21 protein-coding genes and 1 riboswitch are annotated in these 26,804 nt (G+C 68.7%); of the genes, 8 read left to right on the top strand and 13 right to left on the bottom strand.

What is annotated here, in order from left to right:
• Positions 1 to 421 precede the first annotated feature (421 nt).
• From GZ997_RS06365 to GZ997_RS06375, 3 genes are all read right to left on the bottom strand, one after another.
• Positions 422 to 1,273 (bottom strand): MetQ/NlpA family ABC transporter substrate-binding protein, encoded by an 852-nt coding sequence (locus GZ997_RS06365; protein WP_161923289.1) that lies wholly within the window; start codon positions 1,271 to 1,273, stop codon positions 422 to 424.
• A 140-nt stretch (positions 1,274 to 1,413) separates the two neighbouring features.
• Positions 1,414 to 2,136, bottom strand: coding sequence for a methionine ABC transporter permease (locus tag GZ997_RS06370; protein ID WP_237564343.1), 723 nt, complete (start codon positions 2,134 to 2,136; stop codon positions 1,414 to 1,416).
• Positions 2,137 to 2,138: 2 nt separating this feature from the next.
• On the bottom strand, positions 2,139 to 3,164 hold the full coding sequence (locus GZ997_RS06375) for a methionine ABC transporter ATP-binding protein (RefSeq protein WP_343212291.1): 1,026 nt from the start codon (positions 3,162 to 3,164) through the stop codon (positions 2,139 to 2,141).
• Positions 3,165 to 3,208: 44 nt separating this feature from the next.
• A riboswitch (SAM riboswitch) is annotated at positions 3,209 to 3,299 on the bottom strand.
• 179 nt (positions 3,300 to 3,478) lie between these two features.
• Here GZ997_RS06375 and GZ997_RS06380 point away from each other — a divergent pair.
• On the top strand, positions 3,479 to 4,687 hold the full coding sequence (locus tag GZ997_RS06380; RefSeq protein ID WP_162679283.1) for an alpha/beta hydrolase: 1,209 nt from the start codon (positions 3,479 to 3,481) through the stop codon (positions 4,685 to 4,687).
• 119 nt (positions 4,688 to 4,806) lie between these two features.
• Here GZ997_RS06380 and GZ997_RS06385 read toward each other — a convergent pair whose 3' ends face one another.
• The 4 genes from GZ997_RS06385 to GZ997_RS06400 form a co-directional block, all read right to left on the bottom strand.
• Entirely contained in the window at positions 4,807 to 5,355 is a 549-nt protein-coding gene (locus GZ997_RS06385; protein ID WP_162679303.1) for a low molecular weight protein-tyrosine-phosphatase, read from the bottom strand.
• 473 nt (positions 5,356 to 5,828) lie between these two features.
• Positions 5,829 to 6,776 (bottom strand): hypothetical protein, encoded by a 948-nt coding sequence (locus tag GZ997_RS06390; RefSeq protein WP_238994311.1) that lies wholly within the window; start codon positions 6,774 to 6,776, stop codon positions 5,829 to 5,831.
• Between the two features lie 242 nt (positions 6,777 to 7,018).
• On the bottom strand, positions 7,019 to 8,449 hold the full coding sequence (locus tag GZ997_RS06395; RefSeq protein ID WP_162679284.1) for an LssY C-terminal domain-containing protein: 1,431 nt from the start codon (positions 8,447 to 8,449) through the stop codon (positions 7,019 to 7,021).
• A gap of 763 nt (positions 8,450 to 9,212) precedes the next feature.
• The gene (locus tag GZ997_RS06400; RefSeq protein WP_162679285.1) at positions 9,213 to 10,235 is read right to left on the bottom strand and encodes a LacI family DNA-binding transcriptional regulator; all 1,023 of its coding nucleotides are present in this window, start codon (positions 10,233 to 10,235) and stop codon (positions 9,213 to 9,215) included.
• 300 nt (positions 10,236 to 10,535) lie between these two features.
• Between GZ997_RS06400 and GZ997_RS06405 the strand changes: the two genes are divergently transcribed.
• From GZ997_RS06405 to GZ997_RS06415, 3 genes are all read left to right on the top strand, one after another.
• Positions 10,536 to 13,790 carry a glycoside hydrolase family 2 TIM barrel-domain containing protein gene (locus tag GZ997_RS06405; protein WP_162679286.1) on the top strand — a complete coding sequence of 1,085 codons (3,255 nt, stop codon included), beginning with the start codon at positions 10,536 to 10,538 and terminating at the stop codon, positions 13,788 to 13,790.
• Positions 13,790 to 15,235: an MFS transporter gene (locus tag GZ997_RS06410; RefSeq protein WP_162679287.1), complete on the top strand. Its 1,446-nt coding sequence runs from the start codon at positions 13,790 to 13,792 to the stop codon at positions 15,233 to 15,235. The genes GZ997_RS06405 and GZ997_RS06410 overlap by 1 nt, the downstream gene beginning before the upstream one ends.
• Positions 15,236 to 15,692: 457 nt before the next feature.
• Positions 15,693 to 16,664, top strand: coding sequence for a DNA cytosine methyltransferase (locus tag GZ997_RS06415; protein WP_238994312.1), 972 nt, complete (start codon positions 15,693 to 15,695; stop codon positions 16,662 to 16,664).
• Between the two features lie 307 nt (positions 16,665 to 16,971).
• Here the strand turns inward: GZ997_RS06415 and GZ997_RS06420 are convergent, their stop codons facing one another.
• Entirely contained in the window at positions 16,972 to 17,463 is a 492-nt protein-coding gene (locus GZ997_RS06420) for a very short patch repair endonuclease (protein ID WP_162679289.1), read from the bottom strand.
• Positions 17,464 to 17,642: 179 nt separating this feature from the next.
• Here GZ997_RS06420 and GZ997_RS06425 point away from each other — a divergent pair, with 179 nt between their 5' ends.
• The 3 genes from GZ997_RS06425 to GZ997_RS06435 all read left to right on the top strand — a co-directional run bounded on the left by GZ997_RS06425 (position 17,643) and on the right by GZ997_RS06435 (position 20,454).
• Positions 17,643 to 18,377 (top strand): hypothetical protein, encoded by a 735-nt coding sequence (locus GZ997_RS06425; protein ID WP_162679290.1) that lies wholly within the window; start codon positions 17,643 to 17,645, stop codon positions 18,375 to 18,377.
• A 155-nt stretch (positions 18,378 to 18,532) separates the two neighbouring features.
• A complete protein-coding gene (locus tag GZ997_RS06430; protein ID WP_162679291.1) occupies positions 18,533 to 19,444 on the top strand; it encodes a fructose bisphosphate aldolase in 912 nt (303 codons plus the stop codon).
• Positions 19,445 to 19,470: 26 nt separating this feature from the next.
• Positions 19,471 to 20,454, top strand: coding sequence for a fructosamine kinase family protein (locus GZ997_RS06435; protein WP_343212290.1), 984 nt, complete (start codon positions 19,471 to 19,473; stop codon positions 20,452 to 20,454).
• 145 nt (positions 20,455 to 20,599) lie between these two features.
• Here the strand turns inward: GZ997_RS06435 and GZ997_RS06440 are convergent, their stop codons facing one another.
• From GZ997_RS06440 to GZ997_RS06450, 3 genes are all read right to left on the bottom strand, one after another.
• Positions 20,600 to 21,472, bottom strand: coding sequence for a DUF5926 family protein (locus GZ997_RS06440; protein WP_162679292.1), 873 nt, complete (start codon positions 21,470 to 21,472; stop codon positions 20,600 to 20,602).
• A 151-nt stretch (positions 21,473 to 21,623) separates the two neighbouring features.
• The gene (locus GZ997_RS06445; protein ID WP_162679293.1) at positions 21,624 to 23,336 is read right to left on the bottom strand and encodes a DUF5129 domain-containing protein; all 1,713 of its coding nucleotides are present in this window, start codon (positions 23,334 to 23,336) and stop codon (positions 21,624 to 21,626) included.
• A gap of 41 nt (positions 23,337 to 23,377) precedes the next feature.
• On the bottom strand, positions 23,378 to 25,024 hold the full coding sequence (locus GZ997_RS06450) for a DUF5129 domain-containing protein (protein WP_162679294.1): 1,647 nt from the start codon (positions 25,022 to 25,024) through the stop codon (positions 23,378 to 23,380).
• A 219-nt stretch (positions 25,025 to 25,243) separates the two neighbouring features.
• Here GZ997_RS06450 and GZ997_RS12935 point away from each other — a divergent pair, with 219 nt between their 5' ends.
• A complete protein-coding gene (locus GZ997_RS12935; protein ID WP_275405354.1) occupies positions 25,244 to 25,375 on the top strand; it encodes a hypothetical protein in 132 nt (43 codons plus the stop codon).
• Positions 25,376 to 25,627: 252 nt separating this feature from the next.
• Here the strand turns inward: GZ997_RS12935 and GZ997_RS06455 are convergent, their stop codons facing one another.
• Together GZ997_RS06455 and GZ997_RS13040 are read right to left on the bottom strand one after the other, a co-directional pair.
• Positions 25,628 to 25,873 (bottom strand): MarR family transcriptional regulator, encoded by a 246-nt coding sequence (locus tag GZ997_RS06455; RefSeq protein WP_162679295.1) that lies wholly within the window; start codon positions 25,871 to 25,873, stop codon positions 25,628 to 25,630.
• Entirely contained in the window at positions 25,866 to 26,648 is a 783-nt protein-coding gene (locus GZ997_RS13040; RefSeq protein ID WP_162679296.1) for an ATP-binding protein, read from the bottom strand. Before GZ997_RS13040 ends, GZ997_RS06455 begins: the two co-directional genes overlap by 8 nt.
• Between the last annotated feature and the right edge of the window lie 156 nt (positions 26,649 to 26,804).

The raw sequence follows: 26,804 nt of genomic DNA on the forward strand, positions 1-26,804 counted from the left end.
GAGTCCTCCAGTCTTCCGGGTGAGCCGCGGTAAGGGCGGCGCCCCGGGCAGCACCCCGTCAGACACTGGATCGGGCAGGGGCACGGCCAACCTCGTGGCCATGCGGTTAAGGTACGCGGCCTACTCGGAGCCAACGCATGTAGGCACCATGTCAACGGTGTCGTCCCCGCCCAGGCCCAAGTCCAAGCACGAGGCCGGGAGTCGGCCGAGCCCACACCCGCAACCCGACGGACAAGCCCGAATACGTCCTGTGCTCGGCAAGCCGCCCTCACCGATCCCCTCCACGTTCGGGATGCTCGGGGATGACAAGGTCGTGCCCGGCAGGCCGACGCCTACCGAACACGACCTTGTCAGCCTGAGCGCAACCAACCCGCACAGCAGCCGCAGTCAGCCCACCGCGCCCGCGGGTAGCGGATGCGCCTCAGAAGGCGGGGACCACGGACTCGTCGGTCCAGGTCTCCTCGATGTAGGTGCGCAGCTCCTCGGTGTTCAGCAGTCCGGCGAGCTTGAGCAGGTACTCGTTGTCCTTGTCGGCCCTGCGCACCACGAGCTGGTTGGCGTAGGGGGACTCCCCACTGGGCTCTAGGACGAGAGCGTCCTCGCTGGGGTTCAGGCCTGCGCCGAGCGCGTAGTTGCCGTTGATCACGGCCAATTCTGAATCAGCCATCGAGAGGGGCGTCTGGGCGCCGTCGACCGGGATCAGGTCGAACTTCTTCGGGTTCTCGGTGACGTCAAGGGTGGTGTGAAGCTCGACGTCGGGGTCGAGCGTGATCAGGCCAGCGGACTCCAGCAGCTTCAGGCCGCGGGCGGTGTTGGCGGGGTCGTTGTTGAGCACGATCGTGCCGCCCTCGGCGGCCTCGTCGACTGAGCTGTAGCCCTTGTCGGTGTAGATACCCATCGGCTCGATGTGCACGTCAGCGATGGCCACCAGGTCGTAGCCCTTTTCCTCGTTCTGCTGCTCCAGGAAGTTGGGGGTCTGGAAGAAGTTCGCCGCCAGGGAGCCGTCGCTGAGCGAGGCATTGGGGATGTTGTAGTCCTCGATCTCTACGATGTCGAGGCTGATCCCGGCGTCGGCGGCAAGGTTGTCCTGCACCCACTGGAGGATCTGAGCGTGGGGCTGGGAGGACGCGCCGATTTTTATGGTGGCCGTGTCGCCGTCGACGCTGATGCCGTCAACGCCGCTGGAGTTGCCGGAGCAGGCGGCCAGGGTCAGGGCAATAGCGGACGCGACGCCGCCCACGAGGGCGCTGCGGCGGGAGATAGTGAGTCCCATGACTTTGGTTCCTTGTCTTGAAGTCGTGAAGGCTGCGCGTATTTCCATGACTGGCGCGAACGTGCGCAGCGAGGCGTCGGCACCATGGTTTACGAGCCGAGCCGTCGGGGCATCGCCCCGGGACTCCGGCTGGTCGAGGCTCAGCGGTGGTCGACCAGCCGGCTGAGCATGTCGCCACACACCTGGATGACAGCAACCACGAACACGATCAGGACGACGACGATCACCATGACGTCGGAGGCGTTCTGCCGGTAGCCGTACTGGATGGCCAGGTCGCCCAGGCCGCCGCCGCCCACGGTCCCCGCCATGGCGGTGTAGCTGAGCAGTGTGATCAGGGTGACCGTCGCGGACTGGATGAGGGTGGGCAGGGCCTCACGGACCAGCACGCCCCAAGTGATCTGGCGGTCGGACGCACCCATCATCAGGGCCGCCTCAACCTTGCCGTGGTCGACGTCGTTGATCGCGGTCTCCACCAGGCGGGCGTAGAAGGGGATCGCGCCGATAGTCAGCGGCACACATGCCGCACCCCAGCCCAGTGAGGTACCCACGAGCGCGCGCGTGAAGGGAATGAGCGCCACCATCAGGATGATGAAGGGCATGGAGCGCCCAATGTTGACGATCTGGGACAGCACCTCGTACACGGCCCGGTTGGCGTGCTGCCCCCGCTTGCCGGTGGTGACCAGCGCCAGGCCCAGCAGCATGCCGAGCACAATCGTCAGGACCCCGGACACGCCGAGCATCTGGAAGGTCTCCAGGGTGGCCGGGGCGAGCTTGCGCTGAATCGCCGGGTTGTTGAACCAGGTGTCATCGCCGCTGGCAGCCAGGGCGAGGATTCCAGCAGGATTAACGGAATTGACCAGCATGTTCATGCGCGCACCTCCGCGGTGACGCCCGCTTGGCGCAGGGCGGTGAGCGTGCCCGCCGCCTGTTCGGCGCGGGCGGTGAGGGCCAGGCGCCCGACCTGCGCGGACCCGAGGGTCTCGAACAGGCCGCCGGCGACGTCGGCGCCCCGCTCGGCGGCGAGTGCTAGCACCTGCGCGGCAGCCGGCTGGCCGGGGCGGGCGGTGAGCGCGACGTCGATGACGACGTCGCCGTCGGGCAGGCTCCCCTCGGGGATCTCGGGGGTGGGGACCAGCTCGTGGGACAGGCGGGAATCGACGTCGGAGACGACCGCCTCAATCGGGCCGGACTCGACCACGCGGCCCGCCTCGAGCAGGCTCACGGAGTCGCAGATCTGACGCACCACGCTCATCTCGTGGGTGATGATGACGACCGTGACGCCCAGGCGGTCGCGCACGTCCCGGATGAGTCCGAGGATCTGGCGGGTAGTTTCCGGGTCCAGGGCGCTGGTGGGTTCGTCGCACAACAGGACGGGGGGCTGGTCCGCGAGCGCCCGGGCAATGCCGACGCGCTGCTTCTGGCCGCCGGAGAGCTGGGAGGGGTAGGAGGAGCCGCGGTCTGCCAGGCCCACCAGGTCGAGCATCCGGACGACCGTGTCATGGCGCTGCCCCTTGGGTACGCCTGCCAGGGCGAGCGGGTAGGCGACGTTCTGGGCGGTGGTGCGCGAGTCCAGGAGGTTGGCGTGCTGGAAGACCATGCCGATGGCGCGGCGGGCCTCGCGCAGGTCGCGGGCGGAAAGGTCGGTCATGTTCTTCCCCGCGACGCGAACCTCCCCGAAGGTGGGGCGCTCAAGGCTGGTCAGGCAGCGCACCAGGGTTGACTTACCGGCGCCGGAGGTGCCGACGATGCCGTGAATGGAGCCGGCCTGCACGTCCAGGGTGACACCGTCCAGGGCGCGTACAGTCTTCCCGCCCGGGAGCTTGTACACCTTGTGGACGTCACGCAGGGAGATCATGGGCTCAGCTACTGCGGCGCCGTCCCGGTCCAGCACCCGCGTGCCGGGTGTATCGGATGCAGGTGGTTGCGTCACGTAGTCCTCCATCGGTCCTGGCGGTAGCACCCTCACCGTGAACGGGGGTTGCTGCAACGTCGATGAGCCAGGTCTCTCGGTTGCTCTGGATGGTCTGCGCCAACGTTAGGCGGCGGGTGGCACCCGAGGCAAGCGGGGCGCGCAAAACGATGCACGCATCACTTCGCCGAGATCGGTAGATATAACCGCCGAGGTCGGTAGAAGTTGCGCATCGGCCGGCACTAGCCACCGGTAGCGACCGACCGCTATGAGGCCGTCCGTGACAGGATGCAGCCATGGCACCCACGAACGCGACGACCCCTGCCCCGCGGCCGGAGCCGACCGGCCGCGCCTCCTCCCCCAGCGCTGCGCCGGCCGGGCCTGCGCCGAAGCTGTCAACCGACATCCTGGGGGAGCCCTGGGTTGCCCGCACCATTTCGGTGGCTGAGTTCCCGGCCGCTCCGGGTGCGGACCACGCCGTGCTCGTGCACCAACGGGGCGCGGCGCCCGCTCCGGGATCGGCGGGGCAGCCAGGCACCCCCCGCCACGAGCGGGCCGTGCTGTACCTGCACGGACGCAACGACTACTTCTTCCAGACCTGGCTGGCCGACGCCTTCCTGGCCGCCGGCTATGAGTTCTATGCGCTGGAGCTGCGCGCCTGTGGTCGGGCCGGAGTGGGTTACTGGTCCCCGCATGACGTGCGCGACCTGCGGGTGCATGACGAGGAGATCGCTGAGGCGCTGCGCATTATCCGCAGCGAGCACGGGCACTCCACGGTGGTGCTCAACGGCCATTCCACCGGCGGGCTGCAGGCGGCCATCTGGGCCGGGGACCGGCCTGGCTCGGTCGAGGCGGTCACGCTGAACTCCCCCTGGTTGCAGCTGAACTCCTCCGGCCTGGTGCGCTCCTATGGCTCTGCCTTCATTGACCTGCTCTCCCGGCGCGATCCGGACCGGATCATCGACAACCCCAGTGAGAACACGAAGCTTGAGCAGGCTGCCGCGGATCCCGCCGCCACACCCGGCCAGGACCCCGCCACGGGTGCGCAGGAGGATGCCGACGCCGCCGCCTCGATCCCCGCGAACACCGATCCCGGCCCGATTGAGGTGGACATTTACGCCCGGACCCTGCACCGCCGCTGGGGCGGTGAGTGGGATTGGGACCTGACGTTGAAGCCCTCGCCGTCGTTCCCCGTGCGGGCCGGCTTCCTGGCGGGCATTCGCCGACTGCAGCGGGAGGTACGCCACGGGCTCGGCATCGGCGTGCCCGTGCTGGTGTGCTGCTCGACGGCGTCGGGCGGGCCGGGAATTTCGCGACAGGAGGCGCTTCGCTGCGACACGGTGCTGTCGGTGGAGCAGATCGTGGAGCGCTCCCGTTTCCTGGGCGAGGACGTCACCGTGGTGCAGATCCCCGGCGGCGTGCACGACCTGGTGCTGTCGCCCTCGCCGGTACGTGAGGAGTACCTGGGCACGCTCACCGGTTGGCTGACCGAGCGGCTGGGTTGAAGACTGGGATGCCGACTGGGCGTCCGGCCCGGACTTAGCGGCGCCGCTCACCGTGTGCCGGAGGCTCCCACCGGTTCCGCGAGCGCGGGGGCGCGCCGCGCCCACGGCGGCAACAACCGTCAGCCGGCCACCAGCTCCGTGAGCGCGGGGGCGAGGGCGTCGCTGACGCGTTCTACGACGTCGAGGGTGTCGATGAAGTCTGCCATGGTGCCGTACCAGGGGTCGGGCACATCCAGGTTCGCCGCGCGTCCGGGTGCGCCAAGCGCGCCGGCCGCCGTCGGGTCGTACTCGCGGAACATGCGGATGCGTGCGGGGTCGACGCCGAGCTGCTCGCCCCGACGCATCAGGGCACGGTGGTGCGCGGCGGTCATGGCGAGTACCAGGTCGGCGCGGCGTAGTTCGACGTCGCTGATGCGGTGGGCGGCGTGGTCGGCGATTGCCGCGGCGGTAGCCCGCGCAGTCGGGTCGGCACCGACGCCGTAGCCGCCCTCGGCCATGACTTGCCGGGCGCGGGGGTCCATGGGGTTGCCGGACTCCTCGTCGGACACGCCCGCAGAGGTGACGACGACGCCGCCGGGACCGTCGGTGGAGATGCCCGCGGCGGTGAGGCGATCGATGAGCACGACCTCAGCCATGGCGGAGCGGCAGATATTGCCGGTGCACACCATGACGACGCCGTAGGGCGCCGCCGGATCCCGCGGCGCGGGCAGGTCGGGGACTGCGGCGTGGGCCGCCGCATCTGGGTTGGCGGGATCGGTGGAGCCGTGTGGGCGTGAGGTCATGGCAGGAGGCTAAGCGGGGTTTCAAGCCGACGCCACCGCCGCAGACGACCGCGAGCACCCATCGCCCCGCCGCGCCTTTACTACGCCACTTCGCCGTTAACAACGCCAGTTAACGGCCTGCTGAATACCTCAGAAGCCTTCAGCAAACACCTAAGTGGCGTAGTAAACCCCGAACCGGCGTAGCAGACCGCGAACCGGCGTTCTAAACGCCCTCCCGAAGCGCCCTCTCCCTCAACGCCCTCCCGGGCAACCTCAGTCGAACAGCGCCGGCAGCATGGCCTCCACACCCGCACGCAGCTCATCCAGGTCCGGCACCAGCGGGCGGCCGGAGCCGCCGTCGGCCAGCAGATCGGTGCCGGTCACGGCGAGTATGTCCCCGTCGGCATGATCACGGAGAACCCCAGTGCGAAGGGAAAGCCCGGGCGCAGCAGGCACTCCACTACCGGGCTTGCCATGTCGGTCAGGCGCTCGAGTTCAAGTCCCTGGCCTCCTTGACCGTTGTTGGACAACAGGCTCTGGTAGGGGATGTCCAGGTCCAGCAGGGTCATGTTGTCGGACCGCTTGGCGTGCGCCCAGGCACCGTCGTCCATGTCAAGCAAGGTACCCAGGTGGAAGTGCATGACCTGGCGCGCGTCCACCTCGCTGGGCACGGACAACAGGTGGTGCGCCTCGGGGTCGCGGGGGGCGCGCAGCGTGAACAGCAGGATGGCGCCGTCGCGCGCCGCCCGCAGCATGAGACGAGCGATGTGGACGGCAAAGCTGGTGCGGTCCAAGCCGCTTGCCACGCCCATGGCCTCGTGGGCCGGCAGCGCCGGAGACAGGCGGATGGGGGCGCCGTCGCCCGGGTCGTTGATCGCGCGACGGCCCGACGGCGTGACCGCGCGCAGCCGCAGCACGGGGACGTCGTCGGAGTCGGAAGCGGGTGGCAGCAGGGTGGCGGTCTCGACGAGTTCCTGCCAGCCCTTGGGCGTCGCGGTGGGGCCGGGTTCGGTCTGCACGTAGCCCAGGCCGAGGATCGAGGCGAAGTCAACCTCGTCGAGCGGGCGGTGCCAGGTGATGTCGGTGCCGTCGTGCCACAGGGGCAGGATGTCGTTGAACGGCAGCCCGAAGCGCACGTGCTCGGGCGTCGGCGGCGCCACATGACGGCCGCGCGAGCGTTCTCGGGGCCGGGACCGGCCTGGAATGTCAGCGCTGGAAACGGAATCCGGTCGGCGCCCCGGGAAGGGCGTCCAGGGCTCAGACCGTCCGCTCTCCGGGAGTCCCCCTGGTGCGGCCTGGCCCCGCTTGCCCCCGAAGTACTCGCTCATGGGGCCAGCCTAAGGCGCCGACGTCGAAACGGCGTCGCCGCGACGCGGCCCCTGCGCGTTCGGCAGAACTGCCTGCACAGAGCGCTTCACCGCGCGGCTCGTGCAGGTCATCCAAGCCCTCAGGTCCTCCGCGAGTGCGTTTGCCGTCCATATCCTTCGTCGTGGGCTGTTACCTGCACGCCGCCTGCTCGACGAGCACATGACCATGTGAGACGGCCGGAGCCTCACAGATCACTCACGGCTTACTCGGCCCGTGCCCGCAGCCGCTCGGCCTTACGTGCCCTCTCCCAGCGGGGAACCGGCCTGGCCGTCATCGCCAGCAGCGCCAGCACTCCCAGCGCCGCGGCGGCGATCAGCCCCCATCCGGCCTGCCTGACCCCGACGGCGGAGATCGCGGTCATCACCGAGCCGATGTTCAGACTCAGCACCACCATCAGGGCGATCCTGGCGCGGGGATGCCCGAACCAGACCGCGACCGCCAGACCCAGAATCGCGAGCGTGACGACGGCGGTGGTCACCGTCGCCGTCGTCATGACAATCCGGTGACCGTCGGCGGCGCCGGCACCGTCCACCTCACGAACGAGTTCATCAATGGTCCCACCGCCGAACAGCCTCAGCGCATTAGCGGTAAGAACCGCCACCACCAGCCCCATGGCCACGATCAGCTCCGCCGGGCGTCGACGGCGCACCTCGGCCTCCGCCCTGCGGGCCTGCTGCAATTCGCCGCCGGAGTCGGGAACCAGACGATCCAGATCCAGCACATACAGGTCGCCGTCGGTGACGATCCGGTCGCCGCCGCCGTTGCGGTGGTGGTAGGCAGTGAAGAAGTCCGGCCATATCTCCAGCAATGCCGCATCATTGGCCCAGCGGACGTCGTCGACCACGTAGTCGCGTTCGACGTCGATATCGGCATCGATCTTGTGCGTCACCTGGAGGGTGAGGGTGGACAGCCCCACGGAGCGGTCGTAGGTCGCGCCGGCCAGCCAATCCACCCGACGGCCGCCCGGCATCACCCATCCCTCGGGCACGCGCCAGAAGCGGATATGGTGTCGCTGGGCGGGATTGCCCTCCACCTCTTTCTGATATGCGAAGTCCTGCTTGCGCCCGAACAGCAGCAGGTCGGAGACCGGGGCCGCCGGGTAGGAGCGGCGCAGCAGCGAGGAGACGACGATCCCCCAGGACGATCGCAGCGTGATGGGGTCGGCGCGCACCCAGCCTGCCTTCGTCACCGCAGCGTGGATGTCCTCCTCGTCACCGAGCACGGCGAGGTTGACCGGGTCGCCCAGAAGGCCGTCAGCGGTGCGGGTCCGGCCGATGAAGTAGTCGGGCACGTACAGCCAGGTGAGGATCTGATGCAGGCGGGGCAGCGCCAGGTAGGACAGCACCGCCCAGAACAGCAGAATGTTGACGATCGCCCCCGGGCTCAGGCGGGTGCCCGAGCCGAGCAGCAGCCAAGCCAGCCAGAGCGTGGCCAGCGCGGCGACGGCGAAGAAGACGGCGTCCAGGACGTCGTCGAGGCCCCATTCGCGGGCGCCCGCGGCCAGTACCTTGTCCGACCCGGCTGAGTAGACCGGCGGAGAGTCCGGACGCGGGCGGGTGCGCGCCCTGGGCGCGGCGTCGCCGCTGCGGGCGACCCGGGCCGGTATCACGCGGGCATCCTGTTCACTGGTCATCGCCCGCACGGTACACGACCTATGACATCAGACAAGTCGACTCAATACCGCGATACCCGCCGCGCATACGTTGTATACGTTGTGTTTGTTGGGTACGTCACCCGCAATGTTGCCTGCAATATAGATATGCAGCGCTTCCGGTTTGAGAGTGTGGCGGTTCATCCGCCGGGTGGGGTGACACACCATGGCCGACACTTATGACATTCCGAGATGGTTGAGTTGGTGGCGCTTTAGTGTGCGCGGTAGATCTGACGCGACGGTTCGTACGTTGTGATCGACGATTCGTACCCTCTCGTGACGGTTCGGCACCCAGAGGTACGTACCGTCGTCGGAAGTGCCGAAGCGTTGGTGCCAAGTGACGAATCGTCGCCCGGAGCACGCGGACGAACGCCGGGGCCGCCCCCGCGCAGCGCTACATGCGCGCCCGGGCACGGCACCGGAAACACTGAGAATCACCGATGCCACCGGCATGCACCGCCAACGGCCGCCACCCCGGTCCGATACCCGCATAATCCCTATCTTGCCTGTAATACGCGCAGGGGCCCGGGCGACATGCACGCGAGGTGCCCGAACACGATCTCGCCTCACCGGCGTGGGAGCATCACATCTCCGATCGCGCAGCCGCACACCGGTCCGGGAACACCTCCTCCATGCCCGCCGAAGAAGTCGATCGACAGCTGGGGATTGAGGTCGCCCCCGTCGCCGACGCCGCAGCAAAGGCCGACCTCGGCGGTTATATCAACCGACCTCGGCGAGGGGCGGGTCAGCGGGCGGGCGGGGCGGTGGAGCCGCGCACCACCAGCTCGGTGGGGATGATGATGCGCCGCGTCCCGTCCTGCACCCCGGAGGCGACCTGCTCCAGGACCAGGTTGACCATCTCCACGCCGGCGCGGTGGAAGTCCTGGCGGATGGTGGTCAGCGGCGGGAAGCAGTACTCGCCCAGCTCCAGCCCGTCAAAGCCGACCACGGACACGTCCTCGGGCACGCGCCGCCCCTCCTCGTGCAGGGCGCGCACCAGTCCGATGGCAACCTCGTCATTGGCGCAGAAGACCGCCGTGACCTCCGGGTCGGCGGCCAGTCTCCGCCCGGCGGCATAGCCGGCGGCGGCGTGCCAGTCACCAGGCACGGCCTCGGGCACCTCCCGCCCGGCCTCCTCCAGGCATGCCGACCAGGCGGCGGAGCGGATCAGGGCGGACTGGGAGTCGGCCGGCCCGGTGATGTGGTGAACGGTGCGGTGCCCCAGCTGGAGCAGGTGCCCCACCGCGGCGCGCACGCCCCCTACCTGGTCGGCCGACGCCGAGGGGTAGTAGCCCACGAGCGCCGAGTCCGACACGGCCACCGGCATGCCGGCCGGCAGCGCCAGGTGCTCGCGTCCAGCCCGCCCGGCCTGGACGACGACGAGTCCGTCGACCGCCTGCGCGGCCAAGCGGTGCACCGCCGCGCCCATGTCCTCCGACTGGGGGCGGTCCACCTGCACCATCGACACCGTGTACCCGGCCTCCCAGGCGGCCTGCAGCACGCCGTCGGTAGTCTGCGCCTCGCCGGTGCGCAGGATCTGCTGGGTGAGCACGCCGATGGCCTTGAACGAGCCACTACGCAGCGCCTGAGCGGCACGGTTGGGGGTGTAGCCGAGCTGCTGCATCGCATGCAGGACCTTGTCCCGGGTGGACGGACGCACATTGGCCGCGCCGGCTGAAACGCGCGAGACGGTCTGCGAGGACACGCCGGCCAGGCGGGCAACGTCGGCTACCGACGGCGCACCCCTGACACGTCGCTTCCCGTCCATTTTCGTGAGCCTAGCAGCCCGCCCGGGCACAAGCGCGAGCCCACCCCACCCACAGATTAATGATAACGTCGCCACCGCCGATGCACATCCTCCCGCACATATTCGTCAGATCACACTGACTACCTACGATATCGGGTATTCCTAACCCGCGCCTGCTTATGTTAACGTCGACATACGCGGGCCGCTAGGGCATGGCCGCCCATCACCGTGGCGCCCCGCCCCCACCGACGTCCACCAGCGCCGTCGGGCAACAAACCAGGCGGGCCGCCCGGCCCGCCGCCGCACACAGGAGAGTCAGCGATGATCCTTCCCGGGCACCACGAGAACCTCACCGTCCTGCACGAGGGCGCCCTCCCCCAGCGCGCCTACTACATTCCCGCCTGCGCACCCACGCACGCAGCACCCTGGCAGCGGGAGTCATCCGACCGCTTCCACCTGCTCAGTGGTGAATGGGCCTTCGCCTACTACCCGGGCCCCTACGCCGTCCCCGAGGAGTTCTGGGCGGGCGAGGCCCCCGCCGCGGACCTGGACCACATCCCGGTCCCCTCCAGCTGGCAGCACCTGGGCTACGACCACCACCAGTACACGAACTATCGCTACCCCATCCCCCTGGACCCGCCCTTCGTCCCACGGGACAACCCCTGCGGCACCTACCTGCTGGACTTCGAGCACACCGCACCGGCCGAGGCCCCGCTCACCCACCTGGTGTTCGAGGGCGTCGACTCCTGCTTCTACGTATGGCTCAACGGCCGCTACCTCGGCTACAGCCAGGTGGCCCACGCCACCACCGAGTTCGACGTCACCGACTACCTGCTCCCCGGCCCCAACCGCCTGGCGGTGCTCGTACTCAAGTGGTGCGACGGCACCTACCTGGAGGACCAGGACAAGTTCCGCACCTCCGGCATCTTCCGCGACGTCTACCTGCTGGACCGGCCGGCCGCCCACCTGCGCGACTACGCCGTCACCACCACCCTGGACGACGGCGGAGCCACCGTCACCGTCCGCGGCGCCTTCAGCGGAGGAAGCGTCACCACCCGCCTGGAGCTGCGCGACGCCGCGGGCGCCGTCGTCGCCGCCGGCGAGCTGACGCCCCTCGCCGACGAGCCGGTGCCGGAGTCCGGAAGCGACGGCACTGAGCGGACTGCACGGGCTGAGGGGCACCGGCCAACCGACACCGGCCCCGCCCCCTTCACCCACGCCGCCGTGCTGCACGTGACCGACCCGCACCCCTGGTGCGCGGAGGACCCGTACCTGTACACGCTTCACCTCACCACCCCCGGGGAGGCCATCACCGAGCAGGTGGGCCTGCGCGAGGTCACCACCGCAGGCGGCGTCCTGTACGTCAACGGCGTCCCCGCGACCCTGCGCGGGGTGAACCGCCACGAGTCGGACCCGGTGACCGGGCCGGTGGTCGGCGTCGAGCACATGCTGCGCGACCTGAAGCTGATGAAGCAGCACAACATCAACGCGGTGCGCACCGCCCACTACCCCAATGACCCCCGCTTCTACCAGCTGTGTGACGCCTACGGATTCTTCGTCATGTCAGAGGCGGACGTGGAGTCCCACGGCACCCAGGTGCGGGTGCTGGCCGACTCCTCCTGGGAGAGCCAGGTGGAGCACTGGAACGAGCCCATCGCGGACAACCCCGAGTGGATCGAGCCCACCCTGGACCGGGTGCGCGCCATGGTGGAGCGGGAGAAGAACCGGCCCTGCGTGATCTCCTGGTCGGCCGGCAATGAGTGCGCCTACGGGTGCACCTTCGAGGCGGCGCTGGCCTGGATCAAGGCCGCCGACCCCACCCGGGTGACCCACTACGAGAGCGCCTTCTACCGCGATTCCAAGCGCACCTACGACTACTCCGGCATCGACCTGTACGGGCGCATGTACCCGGGCCTGGACGAGGTGCACGCCTACCTGGAGTCTGATCCGGACAGGCCCTTCCTACTGGTGGAGTACTGCCACTCCATGGGCAACAGTCCAGGCGACCTGGAGGAGTACTGGGAGCTGATCCTCGCCGAGCCGCGCATGTGCGGCGGCTTCGTGTGGGAGTGGTGCGACCACGCCATCCGCGCCGGGAGCGTCGACGGGCGCCCCGTCTACCTCTATGGGGGCGACAGCGGCGAGACCCTGCACGACGGCAACTTCTGCGTGGACGGGCTGGTCTCCCCCGACCGCGTGCCCCACACCGGGCTGCTGGAGCTGAAGAACGTGCAGCGGCCCGCGCGCGTGGTCGCCTTCGACGCCGACGCCGGCACACTCACGCTGCGCAACGACCTGGACGCCACCGACCTTGCCGACTACCTGGAGGTCCGCTACGAGGTGCGCCGCGACGGCGTCGTCGTCGACTCCGGAGAGCTGCCGCTGCCGGAGTCGGTGCCGCCGCACACCACCGCCACCATCCCCTGCTGCGCAAGCATGCCCGAGTTCGGCCGCTGCCACCTGCTGGTGTCCTACCAGCTCAGGGCCGCGGTACCGCTGCTGGAGCGCGGGCACGATCTGGGCTTCGACGAGGTCCCCCTGGCTAATCCGGCGCCCCATCACCACGTGTTGGAGACACTGACGGCGCTGTCGGCTACGGCCGGTCCGCGCCCGACGGCGAAGGCGGGCACCGCGCCGAGCTCGTCGGCCCCCACGAAGGCACCGGCCCCCACTGTCAGCACCGCCAACGCGACCGCACTGGTGGTGGCCGAGGAGTCCTTCAACTACGAGTTCGACACCCGCACCGGCCTGCCCAGCCGACTGGTGGTGGGCGGCCGCGACCTGCTCGCCCGCCCCATGGAGATCAACACCTGGCGCGCCCCCACCGACAACGACGCCGAGGTACGCAAGCAGTGGGAGACCGCCCAGTACCACCGCACCTCCACCCGGGCCTACCGGGTGGAGGCCGAGGCGCGGGGCGACGACGTCGTCCTGCTGGTGGAGCTGTCAGTCGGCGCGCCCGCGGTACAGCCGGTGCTGCGCGCCGCCGGCAAGTGGATCATCAGCCCCACGGGACTGATCGAGCTGGAGGCGCGGATCGCGCTCGACCCGGCATTCCCACCGCTGCCGCGCCTGGGCCTGCGCCTGTTCCTGCCACCGTCCATGACGTCCGTCTCGTACCACGGGCTCGGCCCGCACGAAAGCTACGTGGACAAGCACCGCGCCAGCTACCACGGTGCCTTCAGCACCGACGTCGACGCCCTGCACGTGCCCTACCTGCGCCCGCAGGAGGGCGGCAGCCACGCGGACTGCGACTACGTGACCGTCAGCGACGACGTCGCCTCCCTGACCGCCGCCGGGCTCGGACCGCTGTCCTTCAACGCCTCCCGGTACACCCAGGAGGAGCTCACCCGCGCCCGCCACGATGTGGAGCTGCGGGCGAGCGAGACCACCGTGCTGTGCCTGGACCGGGCCATGGCGGGCATCGGCTCCGCCTCCTGCGGACCCGCCCTGGGGCAGGCCTACCGGGTGGATCCGCAGCGCCTGGCGGACCTGGACATTCACCTCTTCCTCCTTCCATCCATTACCCGTGGCGAACCGGCGCTCGCGGGTACGACTCACAGTGAGGTCAACTGATGCAAGAGAAGAAGTACCTCAAGTGGTACAACAAGGTCGGCTACGGATCTGGTGACGTAGCCGGGAACGTGGTGTACGCGCTCCTGTCCGCGTTCGTCATGATCTACCTGACCGACACCGCCGGCCTGAACCCCGGAGTGATCGGCACGCTCATGATGCTGTCGAAGTTCTTCGACGGGTTCTCCGACATCCTCTTCGGCACCCTGCTGGACCGCACCCGCACCCGGATGGGCAAGGCCCGCCCCTGGATGCTGTGGGCATTCTTCGGCTGTGCGCTGATGATCATCGCCGTCTTCGCCGTCCCGCCCAGCCTGGGTGAGACCGCCAAGTACGCCTGGTTCTTCATCGCCTACACGCTGCTGAACTCGGTGTTCTACACGGCCAACAACATCGCCTACTCCTCGCTGACGGCCCTGATCACCAAGAACAGCGCCGAGCGGGTGCAGATGGGATCGATCCGCTTCATGTTCGCCTTCGGCACCAGCCTGCTGATCCAGACCTTCACGGTCAAGGGTGTGGAGCTGCTGGGCGGCGGGGCCGAGGGCTGGCGCAGCATTGCCATCATCTACGCGCTTATCGGCTTGGCAGTGAACACGCTGTCGGTGCTGTCCGTGCGCGAGCTGTCCCCCGAGGAGCTTGCCGACCGCTCGGACATGCCCGCCGAGGACGCGCAGCGCGCCGCGGCCGCAGACGCTGCGGCGTCCGGCGGGGCCGACGAGAAGCTGCCGTTCAAGGAGTCCTTCAAGCTGCTGCTGGAGAACAAGTACTACCTGATCATCCTGGTGGTCTTCCTGATGACCCAGATCTTCACCGCGACGCTGAACATGGGCATCTACTTCATGACGTACATCCTGGGGGACGCCAACCTCCTGGGCGTGTTCGCCTGGGCGATCAATATCCCTCTGATCGCCGGCCTGCTGGCCACTCCCTGGGTGGTCTCCCGGGTGGGCGGCATGTACCGGGTGAACATCGTCGGGTACATCATCGCCGTCGCCGGCAGGCTCGGGGTGGTGGCGGCCGCCTACGCGGGCAGCCTGCCGCTGATGCTGGTGTTCTCCGGGGTCGCCTCCATCGGTATGAGCCCCCTGCAGGGGACCGTCAACGCGCTGATTGCGGAGGCCTCCGAGAACACCTTCCTGCGCTCGGGCAAGCGCATCGACGGGCTGATGTTCTCCTGCACGTCGCTGGGCGTGAAGATCGGGGGCGGCCTGGGTACGGCGCTGGCGGGATGGCTGCTGGCCGTGAGTGGTTACGTGGCCAACGCGCCGGTGCAGCCGGAGTCGGCCATCAGCATGCTGTACTTCATGTACCTGTGGATCCCGGCGATCGTGAACGGCATCATCCTGTTCCTGCTCTCGCGCCTGGATGTGGAGCGGTCCAACGACCGGTTGCGCGCGCGCCACGAGCTCGAGAAGCTGGCTCCGGTTCAGTCGGCGGAGCACTAGTCGGCAGCCGCCGTCGGCAGGCGGGCACCAGGCGTGTCCGCCCGCCGCCCGGGCCGCATTCCACGACCTCGGTGACACTGCACGACCTTGGGGTACGTTCCACGACCACCCCGGGGTCGTGGAACGCGCACGGGGGTCGTGGAGTGTGCACGGGGGTCGTGGAGTGTGGCCCAGAGGCGCAGGGGGCCGCATCCTTGCGGACGGAATTCGTGTCAGACTCCAGGTAGACAGTAGATGCGGAAGATGGCGGCACGCCGCGCCCCAGGCCACGGAGGGAGAACCAATGACCACGTACGCGACTAACGCACTATCCGCGCCACAGACGCTTCCGCTCGGTACCGGCATCCATGGCCTGCTAGCCGTCCCGGATCAGCGACACACGCGCGGGAACACACCTGGCGCGTCTAGCGTTCTCACCGTCCGTGAGGAACCGTCGAGTACGCATGGAGTTACTACGTTGAGCAAACCTTCCACCTACACCTCGCTCGAGGTGTGCGCTGGTGCGGGCGGCCAGGCACTCGGCCTCGAGCAGGCGGGCTTCGAGCACCTAGCCCTGGTCGAGCTCGAGGACTGGGCTTGCAAAACTCTTCGCCACAATCGCTCCAAGTGGAACATCATCCAGGACGACCTCAACACATGGACGCCACCCGCGGACCTGCACCAGGTTGACCTATTTGCGGGAGGCGTGCCCTGCCCGCCGTTCTCAGTCGCAGGTCGGCAACTTGGCGCCGCGGACGAGCGCAACCTGTTCGATCGCGCTATCGACATCGTCCAGGAGATTCACCCAAGAGGGGTAATGATCGAGAACGTCCGGGGACTACTCGACCCAAAGTTCAGCGCATATCGGGAACACATACTGGCCCGACTCGCAACAATGGGTTTTGTGGGCGAGTGGCGTCTGCTGAATGCCTCCGACTACGGAGTGCCCCAGCTTAGGCCGCGCGCCGTGCTCGTAGCCCTGAAGGACCACGACTGGGAGAATTTTTCCTGGCCGGCCAAGCACCCAGAGAGCGCAAAAACGGTCGGAGAGACACTCGTTGACCTTATGGGCTCGCGCGGATGGCGCGGCGCAGAGGCATGGGCGGCATCAGCCACCGGAATAGCTCCGACGCTAGTAGGTGGCTCAAAGAAGCACGGCGGCCCAGACCTTGGACCAACACGCGCGCGCAAGGCATGGGCGGCAATGGGGGTAACAGGTAACACCATTGCGGACGAGCCCCCCGGCCCAGACTTTGAGGGATCCCCTCGCCTCACTCCCCAAATGATGGCACGCATCCAGGGCTTCCCCGACTCCTGGGAGATTACCGGGAGAAAGACCAACGCGTGCCGACAAATCGGCAACGCGTTTCCGCCGCCGGTCGCGCGCGCGGTCGGCACCAGCATCTTTAACGCGTTCTCGGCCACCGACGCGACTACTCGCGCCCGGTAGGTGTCAGCGCGCCTCTCGTCCACCTTCGCGCTTCTCGAGCTCCTGCAGGTACTCCACCACTGCTTTCTTTGCCGCAGGCCCGCTCAATCTAACCCGGTCGTATACGTGATCAAGGTTTGACCTGCTCCGCTGCCCTCGCCTTATCCATTCCAGAAGCACGCGCTGGTCAGCCCGCTTGAGGCTGCGAACGGCTTCAACATCCTCGAGCGCGAGACGCCGCGAGCCGGCCGCCCTCGCAGCCGGCGCATCGGCATCGCATCCTCAAGCACGAGGCGCCTAACTACCTCGCCCTAATTGAACCGTCTCCCTACGCAGGGCCGGCCAGCTGCGCGACTACCTGTGCGAACGCACTGTCGACCGGTTCGTGCTCCCACACGCGCACGACGACCCATCCCAGCACCCTGAGCTTCTCGTCCGTATCCCTGTCCCGCGCCTGGTTGCGGGCGATCTTCCACTTCCACCACTCCGGATTCCTCGTCGGCGGGACGCAGTGCTCCGGGCAGCCGTGCCAGAAGCAACCGTCAACCTGGACCGCCACCTTTCGCCTGGTGAAGGCGATATCCACCTTCCTCCGCGGCAGCCCCGGAACTACATACTGCACCCTGTACCTGAATCCGGCTCGCCACAACGCGCGGCGCAGCGCTACCTCCGGCGCGGTGTCGCGGCTGGGCAGCGCAGCGTAGCGCGCACTCACCGCGCTGCTTGTGGGCCGTTCGCGGTCCGGCTCCGGCACGTGCAACGCGTCGGGAACAGCCCGTCCGCCGGCACCGCTCACATCAACCCTGCTGGCCTCCGCCATACCGATTTCCTCCCGACACGACCAGGTCGGCCTGGCCACCATGGTAGCCCCCGCCATGCCCCTGGGCATCAACGCCTAGCGCCCCGGGCAGGCCGCGCGCCGTTCCCCGGCACTTTGCCACGGCAACACCCACGGCGCGCCTCACCACGATCCCGCATCGAGAACATAACATTCACGTCATGACCGCTCCGACGCTGTCGCCCCAGCAAGACCTCGAGCTCCGCTTTAGATCCGCGACAGCACGCGATTTGCTAACCACCGGAGTGCGTGTGCTGCGCGAAGGGGGCCTGTCAGAACCGAATCGCGACTCGGTGACCACCACCCTCGCCGTGGGACTCGGCCGTTTGTACGAACTGGCGCTGGGACTGCAAGCACTGAACACCCAGGGGCAGTGGACAGCGCGTACGGGTCACGCACCCGGCCCCTGCACCGACCTGCTGTCGATGCATGACGCGGTATTCGACTTCCTCAGCCTGGCTCACTCCGAGCCCGCACCCGAGGCGAGGCGCTGGCTCGGCCGGATCAACACCGATCCGGCCATACCGCGGCTCGTCGCGGCTCTAGACGCATATTGGGATTGCGCGACGGGCGGCCCGGCTCAGGCACGGCCAGACGCCGACACCTGGGCTGACGTCGCCGACGCCGTGCGGCAGGAACAGCCCGAGTACGAGCTCAATATCCTGGGTGGCCCGAACGGCGAGCCGGCCGAGTACCTGGCGTGGCGAAGCTCGGTGCGCAGCTCGCGCGGCGAGCAGATGCAGGACTGCGGCCACAGACTGGCCGATGGGGTGGAGACCATTTGGTTCACGTTGGGCATTTGCGGCCGTGACGGCGTGCTTGGACCGCCCGGGGAGGTCTTCGCCGCCGAGGCGCTGCCCGTCACGGGTGTCCGCTCAGCCCCGGCCGCCGCCTGAGCGGTGCCGACGCCGTCGGCACCAACGCTGCGCCCGCCCGCTCTTTATATGAGAACCGTTCGCGCATACAATTGTTCATGCCCGAGCTGGCACAGCCGCCAACGCCGCGACAACGTCGTCCCGAGCACCCGCACCACCCAGCCAGGAGGCCAGCCATGCCCACCCAGTCGAGCACTGAACGACGCAACCAACAAATGGAACGGATCCGGCACGGCGCCGGCTTCATCGCCGCCCTAGACCAGTCCGGCGGCTCCACCCCGCGCGCCCTGAAGGCATACGGCATCGAGCCCGATTCCTGGAGCAGCGAGGAGGAGATGTTCGAGCTGGTCCACACCATGCGCACCCGCGTCATGACCAGCCCCGCCTTCACCTCCGAGCGGATCCTCGCCACCATCCTGTTCGAACGCACCCTGGACTCCGAGGTCGAGGGCCGCCCCACCGCCGACTACCTGTGGGACGTCAAGGGCATCGTCCCCTTCCTGAAGGTGGACAAGGGCCTGGAGGCGGAGTCCCACGGTGCCCGTGTCATGAAGCCGATCCCGGGCCTGGAAGACACCCTGGCCAAGGCAGTGGACAAGCACGCCTTCGGAACCAAGATGCGCTCGGTCATCCTGCACGCCGACACCCAGGGCGTGGCCGCCGTAGTCGACCAGCAGTTCGAGATCGCCAACCAGATCCTCGACGCCGGACTCACCCCCATCATCGAGCCGGAGGTGGACATCAACGCTCCGGACAAGACCGGCATCGAGCTGCTCCTGCTCGCCTCGCTCAGCACCCACCTGGACGATCTGCGCGAGGGCCGGGACGTAGTGCTGAAGCTGACCATCCCGTCGGTCACGGACTTCTACCACGGCATCATGCACCACCCGCGCGTCGCCCGCGTGGCCGCGCTTTCCGGCGGCTACACGCGTGCCGAGGCGAACCGCCGCCTGGCCCGCAACCGTGGCCTGATCGCCAGCTTCTCCCGCGCCCTGCTGGAGGGCCTGGACGCCTCGCAGACGCAGGCGGAGTTCGACGCCGCCCTGGAGGCCTCGATCGCCGAGGTCTACCGCGCCTCAACCACCTGAGCACAGCTGCGTGGAATGCTGGGCCGGTGAGTACCAGACCCGTATTCCGCAAGCAGGACGATCTGCCCGGCGCCACGCGCCTGGAGGCGCAGGGACTGGCCTGGCTCGCCCAGGCGATGGCCGACGGCGGCGCGTGCGTGGTCCCCGCGCGCGCCGGCGCCGGCTGGCTGGAGGAGCCGCGGCTCACCGACTCCCATGTCACGCCGACGGCGGCCGAGGCCTTCGGGCGGGCACTGGCCGTCACCCACGCCGCTGGGGCGCCGGCCTTCGGGTGCGCCCCGCCCGGCTGGGACGGGCGCACCCAGATGGGCCGCAGCAACATCCGTCTGCGTCCGCACACGGTCGAGTCAAGCACACCGCGCCGCTGGGGCGAGTTCTACGCAGCGGACCGCATCGCCCCCTATATCCGCCCGGGTCGGGATGCGGGCACGCTTTCCGCCGCCGACGCCGCCCTCCTGGAGCGTGTCTGCGAGCGCCTGGCCGACGGCGACTTCGACTCCGACCAGCCCGAGCTCACCCGCCGCGCCGCAGCCGCGCGGGGCGCCGCCGTCGCCGTGGCGCGCACGCATGGGGATCTGTGGACCGGCAATGTCCTGTGGGTGCCGACGGCGGAGGTGGCCGCCTGGGCGCCGCCCGCCGCCGGGCGCGGGCCGCAGCGAGACCGCGCCGAGCACGGGCACGCCACACCCCGGCAAGCGCGTCCCGTCTCGGCGGACGCGCGCACCGGCCGCAAGCGGCACAGCGACGTGGGCGCCGGCGGTGTCGTCGGGGTGCTCATCGATCCGCTCGCCCAGGGCGCGCATGCGGAGACGGACCTGGCCGCACTGGGCGTGTTCGGCCAGCCGTATTTGGAGCGAATCGTGGCGGGCTACAACGAGGCGTCCCCGCTGGCGGACGGCTGGCGCGAGCGCGTGGGACTGCACCAGCTGCACCTGCTGATGATCCACGTGTTCCTGTTCGGGGGCGGCTACGGGCCCCAGGCGGTGGCGGTCGCCCGCCGCTACGCCTGAGACCGACGCCGGGCAGCGCCGCGAAAGCCGACCCGCGGTCGCCGCGGCTCTGGGCGCGCCGCTGCAGGCGCGTCAGCGGCGTCGGCCGCCGCGGTCGGCCTTCACGCGGGGTGTCCGGGCGGCGGGACGCCGGCTGCTCGTCGCCCTACAGGTTCACCTGGCGGGAGATGATGCCCGCCTTGGCGCGGCGGGCCTCGGCGTCGAGCGGGGCGTCATCGGCGAGGGCAGCCTCGAGCCGCTGCGCCATGGCCTGCATGGGCGCGGTGAGTTCCTCGGCCTCGGTGCCGGGCACGAGCTCCCACACGGGGATGGCCAGGCCGCAGGCGCGGAAGGCGCCGAGGAAGCGGGCGCCCTCCTCCAGGTCGGACTCGCGGGCGGCGTAGATGCGGGCGAAGGCGTTGAAGAAGGCGTCCTCGTCCTCGCCGCGCACCCAGCGGACGAACTCCTTGCCGTTCATGCGGCACCAGTAGGCGTGCGCGACGCCGGGCACCGGCACGGTGGGGGCGATCCCCTCCTTGGCGTCCTCCACAATCCGGAGCGCCTCGGGCTCTTCGGCCTGCTCGCCGGTGAGCCAGAAGTCGAAGGACTCGCGCACGTCGATGCTGGGGGTGTAGCCGGGGTCTAGGATGTCCTGCAGGCGCTCGCCCGGCTCGGGCAGGCCGCTGGGCGACAGGCCGGTTCCGGGCTCGAGGTCGAGGGCCTCCAGCAGGGCGGCGGCAACGTCACGACTGGCGTCCCCGGAGCGGACCGTGGTCTGCATGGCCACGAGCACCTCGCCGTCGGCGCGCTTGAGGGAGCGGGCCAGCTCGGGCAGGAGGGTTACCAGCTGCACCTCCTGGCCACCGTGGTCGGCGTCCAGGCGGACCGTCATGGAGGCGGCGGGGATGATCTGCATCATCGCCACCAGGTCCGGCTCGGCGGGCAGCCCGGCGAAGGGGCGGGCCACGAAGGGGATCTGCTGCTTCTTGGCGGCCTTGCGGTCGCCGTCGCGACGCCGCTGGCGGTTCTTCTTCGACATGCGCGCCAGCCTACCGGCTGCGGTCGGCCGCACGGCGTCGGCGATCGACCCCGGCGGGCCGCGACAACCACCGACCGCAGGCAACGCGCCAGCACCAAAGCGGCCGGCTCCACGTGCGCCCCCGGACCGCCGCACAGCGCCGCCGTCGGCCTCAGAAGTGAGAGCTGGAGCCGGAACCGGAGAAGCTGCCGCCGAAGCCGCTGGAGGAGCCGGACCCGCCGGAGGAGGAGCCGGAAGAGGAGCCGGAGGAGGGGGACACGATATTGCTGTAACCGGTAACCAGGCCGTCGACGGGCCGGGAGAACAGCGGCACCGCGCCGACGCCGGAGGCACCCGACTCCGAGTACCGCCAGTTCGCGCCGTGCACCCCCACGTCATGGGCACCCGGTCGGCGCACAACCGCGTCATACAGGCCCGGGGCGTCCAGGCCCACCGACTTGGAGTTGATGCGGATGGTCGCGGCCAGGTCGTAGTGGTGGCGCTCGCTGCGCGCCGAGGTGGACCACCAGCCCTGATAGTCGGCGCCCTCGCCGGCGTACTTGCCCTGCGCGTAGTCCTTCTCGTAGCGGGCCAGCCGCTTGCGACCCGTGCTGGAGGTGTCCGCCGCCAGCGCCCGCCGAGCCAGGTCGTCGCAACGTTGGTGGACGTCCACGACCATCGCGTCGAGCTCGTCCAGGGCCGCCGTCGGCGTCAGGGCACCGGAGGCGAGCTCGCGCGTTATGGCCGCCAGCCGGTCGCGCCGTTCCCGGACCAGGTCACGGTCCGGCGCGACGTCGAAACTCACCTTGGCCTGCAACGTACTGAAGGCGACGGAGGCGCACAGAGCGGCATATGACCCGATGTCCTCGCGCACCGGCCCCTGCTCGTTCTCCCACACCTCCTCCCAGCCGGGGCCCAGGGTGAGGAAGGTGGAGGCCGCGGCGATGAAGTCGTCGAGCCGGTCCAGTTCCTCAGCCCTGTCGTCCAACTCCGCAGCATCCCCTAAGCAGCCCAGGGCGAACCACTGGGCGCCACGGGGCTCGCCGAACTCGCGGAACAGACGCACCAACTGCGCGTACCGTTCCTCGAACCAGGCGAAGCGGGCGAGCACCTGGGCGCCGTATGCGTTATCGGCGGGGACGCTGCCTGCCCGGATCTGGGTGGCGTCGTAGTCCGCGGTTACCTCGGCGAAGCGCCGCCGGGCCTGCTGCAGGCAGTCGCGCGCCACGTGGCGGAAGAGGAAGATCAACCCCAGCAGGGCGATGGCGGCGGCAATGCTCAGGCAGGTCACGAGTACCGCCACCCGTGCCGAGGTGATGGGCTTACCGAGCGATTCGGCGGTGCGCTGGGCCATGGCCTCCAGGCCCGCCCCCCACTGCGACGTGCGGAAGGAGTCCTTGGCGGCGTCCTGGATCTTCCCCTCGGTGTACTTACCGACCTTGACGTCCTCGCCGAAGTAGCAGCCGACCCACCTGCCCCGCTGGGACACTGCGAGGATCACCAGTCCGTCGGCCCAGTAGTCGGGGTCCGCGGTGGAGATCCACGACGGCTCGTGCTCTAGGGCGTAGGCGAGGACGGCGTCGTTGAAGGCAGTGTTGTTGACCACGGTGTTGTTGAGGACGGTCTCGGTGTCGAGGTCGTCCATGGTGAGGATGGCCAGGCGGATGTCGCGGCGGAAGCCGACGCCCTCCAGGGCAGAGCGGAGGGCGTCGTCGTCAACAATCTCGGCCTCATCGTGGATCTCGACCGCCGGGGTGTGGGTGGCGCCGAAGGGAGCTGCGAGGTACAGCGGGATCACCAGGCCAAGCGCCACGACGATCAAGAACTTGACGGCGAGCGCTACGACGGCGCGCAGGCCACCCCAGCGGACGATCAGATTGGACACGGGCACCCCTGGTTCTGCTGACTGCACACTGCTGGTCTCGCTCAGAAGCGGGAGGAGGAGCCGGAGCCGTGGAAGCTGCCGCCACTGTGACCACCGCCGCCGCTGAAGTGGCTTGAGGAGCCGGACCCGGAGAACCCGAAGGAGCCATCCCCGCTCGCGAAAGGGGGCGTGTAGGTGGACGCCCTGCTGTAACCGGTCACCAGGTTGGCAACCGGACGGGAGAACCGCGGCACCGGGCCGACGCCGGAGGCGGACAGGCCCGGTGCACGCAGGCCCACCGATTTGGAGTTGATGCGGATCGTGGTGGCCGGGTTGTAGTAAACGCGGCCGCTGAGGGAAGCGGACCACCAGCCCTGGTAGTCGGACTCGCCGCTGCGGTAGACGCCCGACCGGCGATCGTCTTCGTAGCGGCTGAGCCTTTCTCGGCCCAGGCTCGAGGTGTCCGCCGCCAGGGCACGCCGGGCCAGGGTCTCGCAGCGGTGATGCACATCCGCGGCAATCGTGTCCAGTTCGCTCAGGGCGGCCGACGGCGTGAGCCTGCGCAGTACCAGGTCGAAGGTCATCGCCGCGAGCCGGTCTTCACGACTCCGGATCCAGGCGCGGTCGGATTCGACGTCGAAGCTCACGTTTGCCAGCCGGGTGCTTTCGGCAACGTAGGTGCATAGTTCTGCGTAGGAGGCGAGGTCTTCACGCACCGGCCCCTTCTCATTCTCCCAAGCCTTGTCCCAGCCGGGGCCGAAGGTGAGGAAGGCGGATGCGGCGGCGATGACGTCGTCGACCTTGTCCAGCTCCGTGGCGCTGTCGGCCAGCTTCTGGGCATGCCGCCGACGACCGCCCATAAACCACTGGGCGCCGCGGGGGGAGCCGAAGTCGCGGAACATGCGCACTAGCCCCGCATAGCGCTCCTCGAACCAGGCAAAGCGGGCCCGCACCTGAGCGCCGTGGGCGTCGTCAGCGGGGATGGTGCCGGCGCGGATCTGGGTGGCGTCATAGTCGGTGGTGATCCGCGTGAAGTGGCGGCGGGCCTGCCTGTAGGCGTCGCGCGCCTCATGGCGGGACCAGAACATCCACGCCAACAGCGTAAGGGCGGCGGCCAGGCTCATGAACGCGACGTACAACGCCATCTCCGTGGACGCGATCGGCCTGCCGAGCGAGTCGGCGGTGCGCTGTGCCATGGCCTCCAGGCCTGCTTCCCAGCGCGCCATGCGGAAGGAGCCCTTCGCGGCGTCCTGGATATTCTGCTGAGTGCGCAGGTCGACCTTGACGTCCTCGCCGAAGTAACAACCGACCCAGCGGCCCCGCGGCGAGACGGCGAGGATTACGAGCCCGTCGGCCCAGACGTCGGGGTCTGCGGTGGAGATCCACGACGGCTCGTGCTCTAGGGCGTAGTCGAGGACGGCGTCGTTGAAGACGGTGTCTGACTCGGCGTAGCGGTCGACGTCGTTGGTGGTGAAGACGGCCAGGCGGATGTCGCGGCGGAAGCCGACGCCCTCCAGGGCGGGGCGGAGCGCGTCATCGTTGAGCACGTCGGCCTCATCGTGGATCTCGACCGCCGGGGCGTACGTGGCGCCGAAAGGGTCCAATACGTACAGCGGCACGAATACGCCGAGCACGACGATGAGCAGAGACTTGACGGTGAGGGCGGCAACGGCGCGCAGGCCACCCCAGCGGATGATCAGGTCGGACACGTGCACCTCCGGAGCATTCTTGCAGAACAGTAACGGTACCGGCACGGCCGGGCCATGGGGAGCGCTGCCCGCGCGCCGGGCGGCGGGAGGTGGCGGCGGGCGGCGGGAGGTGGCGCCAGGCGGCGGGCGGACAGGCCTAGCGCCTGCTACGAACTTTTGCACCCTGGTGTGCAGGTATTTGCCATACACCAGGGTGCAAAACGTCGTAGCAGAGGGCAAATGTTCGCAGTACACCCGCCCAGCGCCGAGGAGGCCGACGGGTCCTGCACCGGCGCGGCCCACGGGGCATACACCGGGGGCGGCCCGGGCGGACACAACTTCCCCGCGATTTCCAAGGTCTGGTGGGGGTGATCGTCCAGGCGGGGCGGGTTATATGAGTCCTGCCGCCGGACGGTGCGGGTCGCGAGGGTTGGGGAGCCCGATGACCGACCCACCACCGAGGACAGGCCGGGTACATGGGAGCCCGCGCCATTCCGCTCCGGCGAAGGAGGCGCGAGCCCCCGGGATGTGGGAACCCCGGGGAGGCTCCCCTCGACGCCACGGGCCGGCAGGACCGGGAGAGACAACCCGGCCCCGCCGGCCAGCTCACACTTTGGGCGACTGTCACATGCCTGCGAGCAGGTACTTACGGCGGCGGCTCGTAGGCGGCGCCGTCGCGACCACCAAGCCACGCTCGACAAGTTCCCGCAACACCGGCCGAAGCGCAGTTAGCGTCTTGCCAGTAGCCTTTGCTGCATCCCGAATGGAAAGAGCTTCGTCCGCACTCAGGACGGCAAGGATCTCCCACTCAGCTCTCGTCGCCTCAACGCTCCTTGTCTGATCGGCGAGCGCATAGGGGCCGTCATTCATACCCACCAGGAGACCGTCGGCGACAAGACTCGCGAGAACGTGACGCAGAGTGTCCATCGGTGACGTTATCTTTGGTGCGATCACCCCAGAAGCCGCCAGGGTTGATGACCTCGACGCGATCGGCATACACATTGACAGCAACCTGCTGCCCTGTAACGAAGTGGGAGTAGTCGCGGTGCATGACCGCGTTGGCAATTGCCTCCCGCAGGACGTCCTCCGGAATCTCGGGAATGTCGGTGCCACGGGTACCTTCAACGATTCGACGCGTGCGTAGGTTGCGCATGACGGTGTGTACGGCATCGTCAATTGCCTGCGGCAGTGGACCATCACAGTTACGGCGGTCTAGGAATCTGACGGTGGGGTCCTGAGAGTTGGTGGTACCAGGATGAACGGTTACATCGATGGTCAGCTGGGGATACTCCTGTTGTGGGTAATTACCGAGAGCCAGATAGCCGGCCAGGGTGGGAGTGCCGTCGACCGTAAGAGCGTTAAGCCTCTGCAGTGCGGATACGTGATCATCCGGGGCGAGCCCTGTGAGTGCACGCGAGCCGCTTACCCGCACCCTTTCCACCGTGCGGCTCACCAGGTCCGGATCGAGATCTGCGAAGGTCCGCCCGCCAACAGGCTGGCGATCGGCATGATCGTTGACGTTCCGAGTCCTCAGGAGGTGTACCTCGTACGTGGTCAGGCGCTTGTCCGCGTCGCCGACTCGCTTATAGCTTCCCCGTTCCAGGCCCTGTGCGACGACGTGTTCCTGAAGTTCCTCGTCAGTCACGACCTCAGTGCACGTCAGTGAGAGCCTCACTTTCTATAGTGAGAGTCTCTTTTTCTAGAGTGAGAACCTCACTCTATAGAGTGAGCCTTTCTCATCAGGGGAGGTTGTTGTTCAGGTTGAGTATGACTAGGGCGGTGGCGGTGATGTTGGTGATGG

The sequence above is a fragment of the Actinomyces sp. 565 genome (genome assembly GCF_010365615.1).
GTDB lineage: Bacteria > Actinomycetota > Actinomycetes > Actinomycetales > Actinomycetaceae > Actinomyces.

What these genes read in the sequence shown, in the direction of transcription:
- GZ997_RS06365 (WP_161923289.1), bottom strand. Translation starts at nt 1,273, where the DNA reads ATGGGACTCACTATCTCCCGCCGCAGCGCCCTCGTGGGCGGCGTCGCG.
- GZ997_RS06370 (WP_237564343.1), bottom strand. Translation starts at nt 2,136, where the DNA reads ATGCTGGTCAATTCCGTTAATCCTGCTGGAATCCTCGCCCTGGCTGCC.
- GZ997_RS06380 (WP_162679283.1), top strand. Translation starts at nt 3,479, where the DNA reads ATGGCACCCACGAACGCGACGACCCCTGCCCCGCGGCCGGAGCCGACC.
- GZ997_RS06385 (WP_162679303.1), bottom strand. Translation starts at nt 5,355, where the DNA reads ATGGTGTGCACCGGCAATATCTGCCGCTCCGCCATGGCTGAGGTCGTG.
- GZ997_RS06390 (WP_238994311.1), bottom strand. Translation starts at nt 6,776, where the DNA reads ATGAGCGAGTACTTCGGGGGCAAGCGGGGCCAGGCCGCACCAGGGGGA.
- GZ997_RS06395 (WP_162679284.1), bottom strand. Translation starts at nt 8,449, where the DNA reads ATGACCAGTGAACAGGATGCCCGCGTGATACCGGCCCGGGTCGCCCGC.
- GZ997_RS06400 (WP_162679285.1), bottom strand. Translation starts at nt 10,235, where the DNA reads ATGGACGGGAAGCGACGTGTCAGGGGTGCGCCGTCGGTAGCCGACGTT.
- GZ997_RS06405 (WP_162679286.1), top strand. Translation starts at nt 10,536, where the DNA reads ATGATCCTTCCCGGGCACCACGAGAACCTCACCGTCCTGCACGAGGGC.
- GZ997_RS06410 (WP_162679287.1), top strand. Translation starts at nt 13,790, where the DNA reads ATGCAAGAGAAGAAGTACCTCAAGTGGTACAACAAGGTCGGCTACGGA.
- GZ997_RS06420 (WP_162679289.1), bottom strand. Translation starts at nt 17,463, where the DNA reads ATGGCGGAGGCCAGCAGGGTTGATGTGAGCGGTGCCGGCGGACGGGCT.
- GZ997_RS06425 (WP_162679290.1), top strand. Translation starts at nt 17,643, where the DNA reads ATGACCGCTCCGACGCTGTCGCCCCAGCAAGACCTCGAGCTCCGCTTT.
- GZ997_RS06430 (WP_162679291.1), top strand. Translation starts at nt 18,533, where the DNA reads ATGCCCACCCAGTCGAGCACTGAACGACGCAACCAACAAATGGAACGG.
- GZ997_RS06440 (WP_162679292.1), bottom strand. Translation starts at nt 21,472, where the DNA reads ATGTCGAAGAAGAACCGCCAGCGGCGTCGCGACGGCGACCGCAAGGCC.
- GZ997_RS12935 (WP_275405354.1), top strand. Translation starts at nt 25,244, where the DNA reads ATGTTCGCAGTACACCCGCCCAGCGCCGAGGAGGCCGACGGGTCCTGC.
- GZ997_RS06455 (WP_162679295.1), bottom strand. Translation starts at nt 25,873, where the DNA reads ATGAATGACGGCCCCTATGCGCTCGCCGATCAGACAAGGAGCGTTGAG.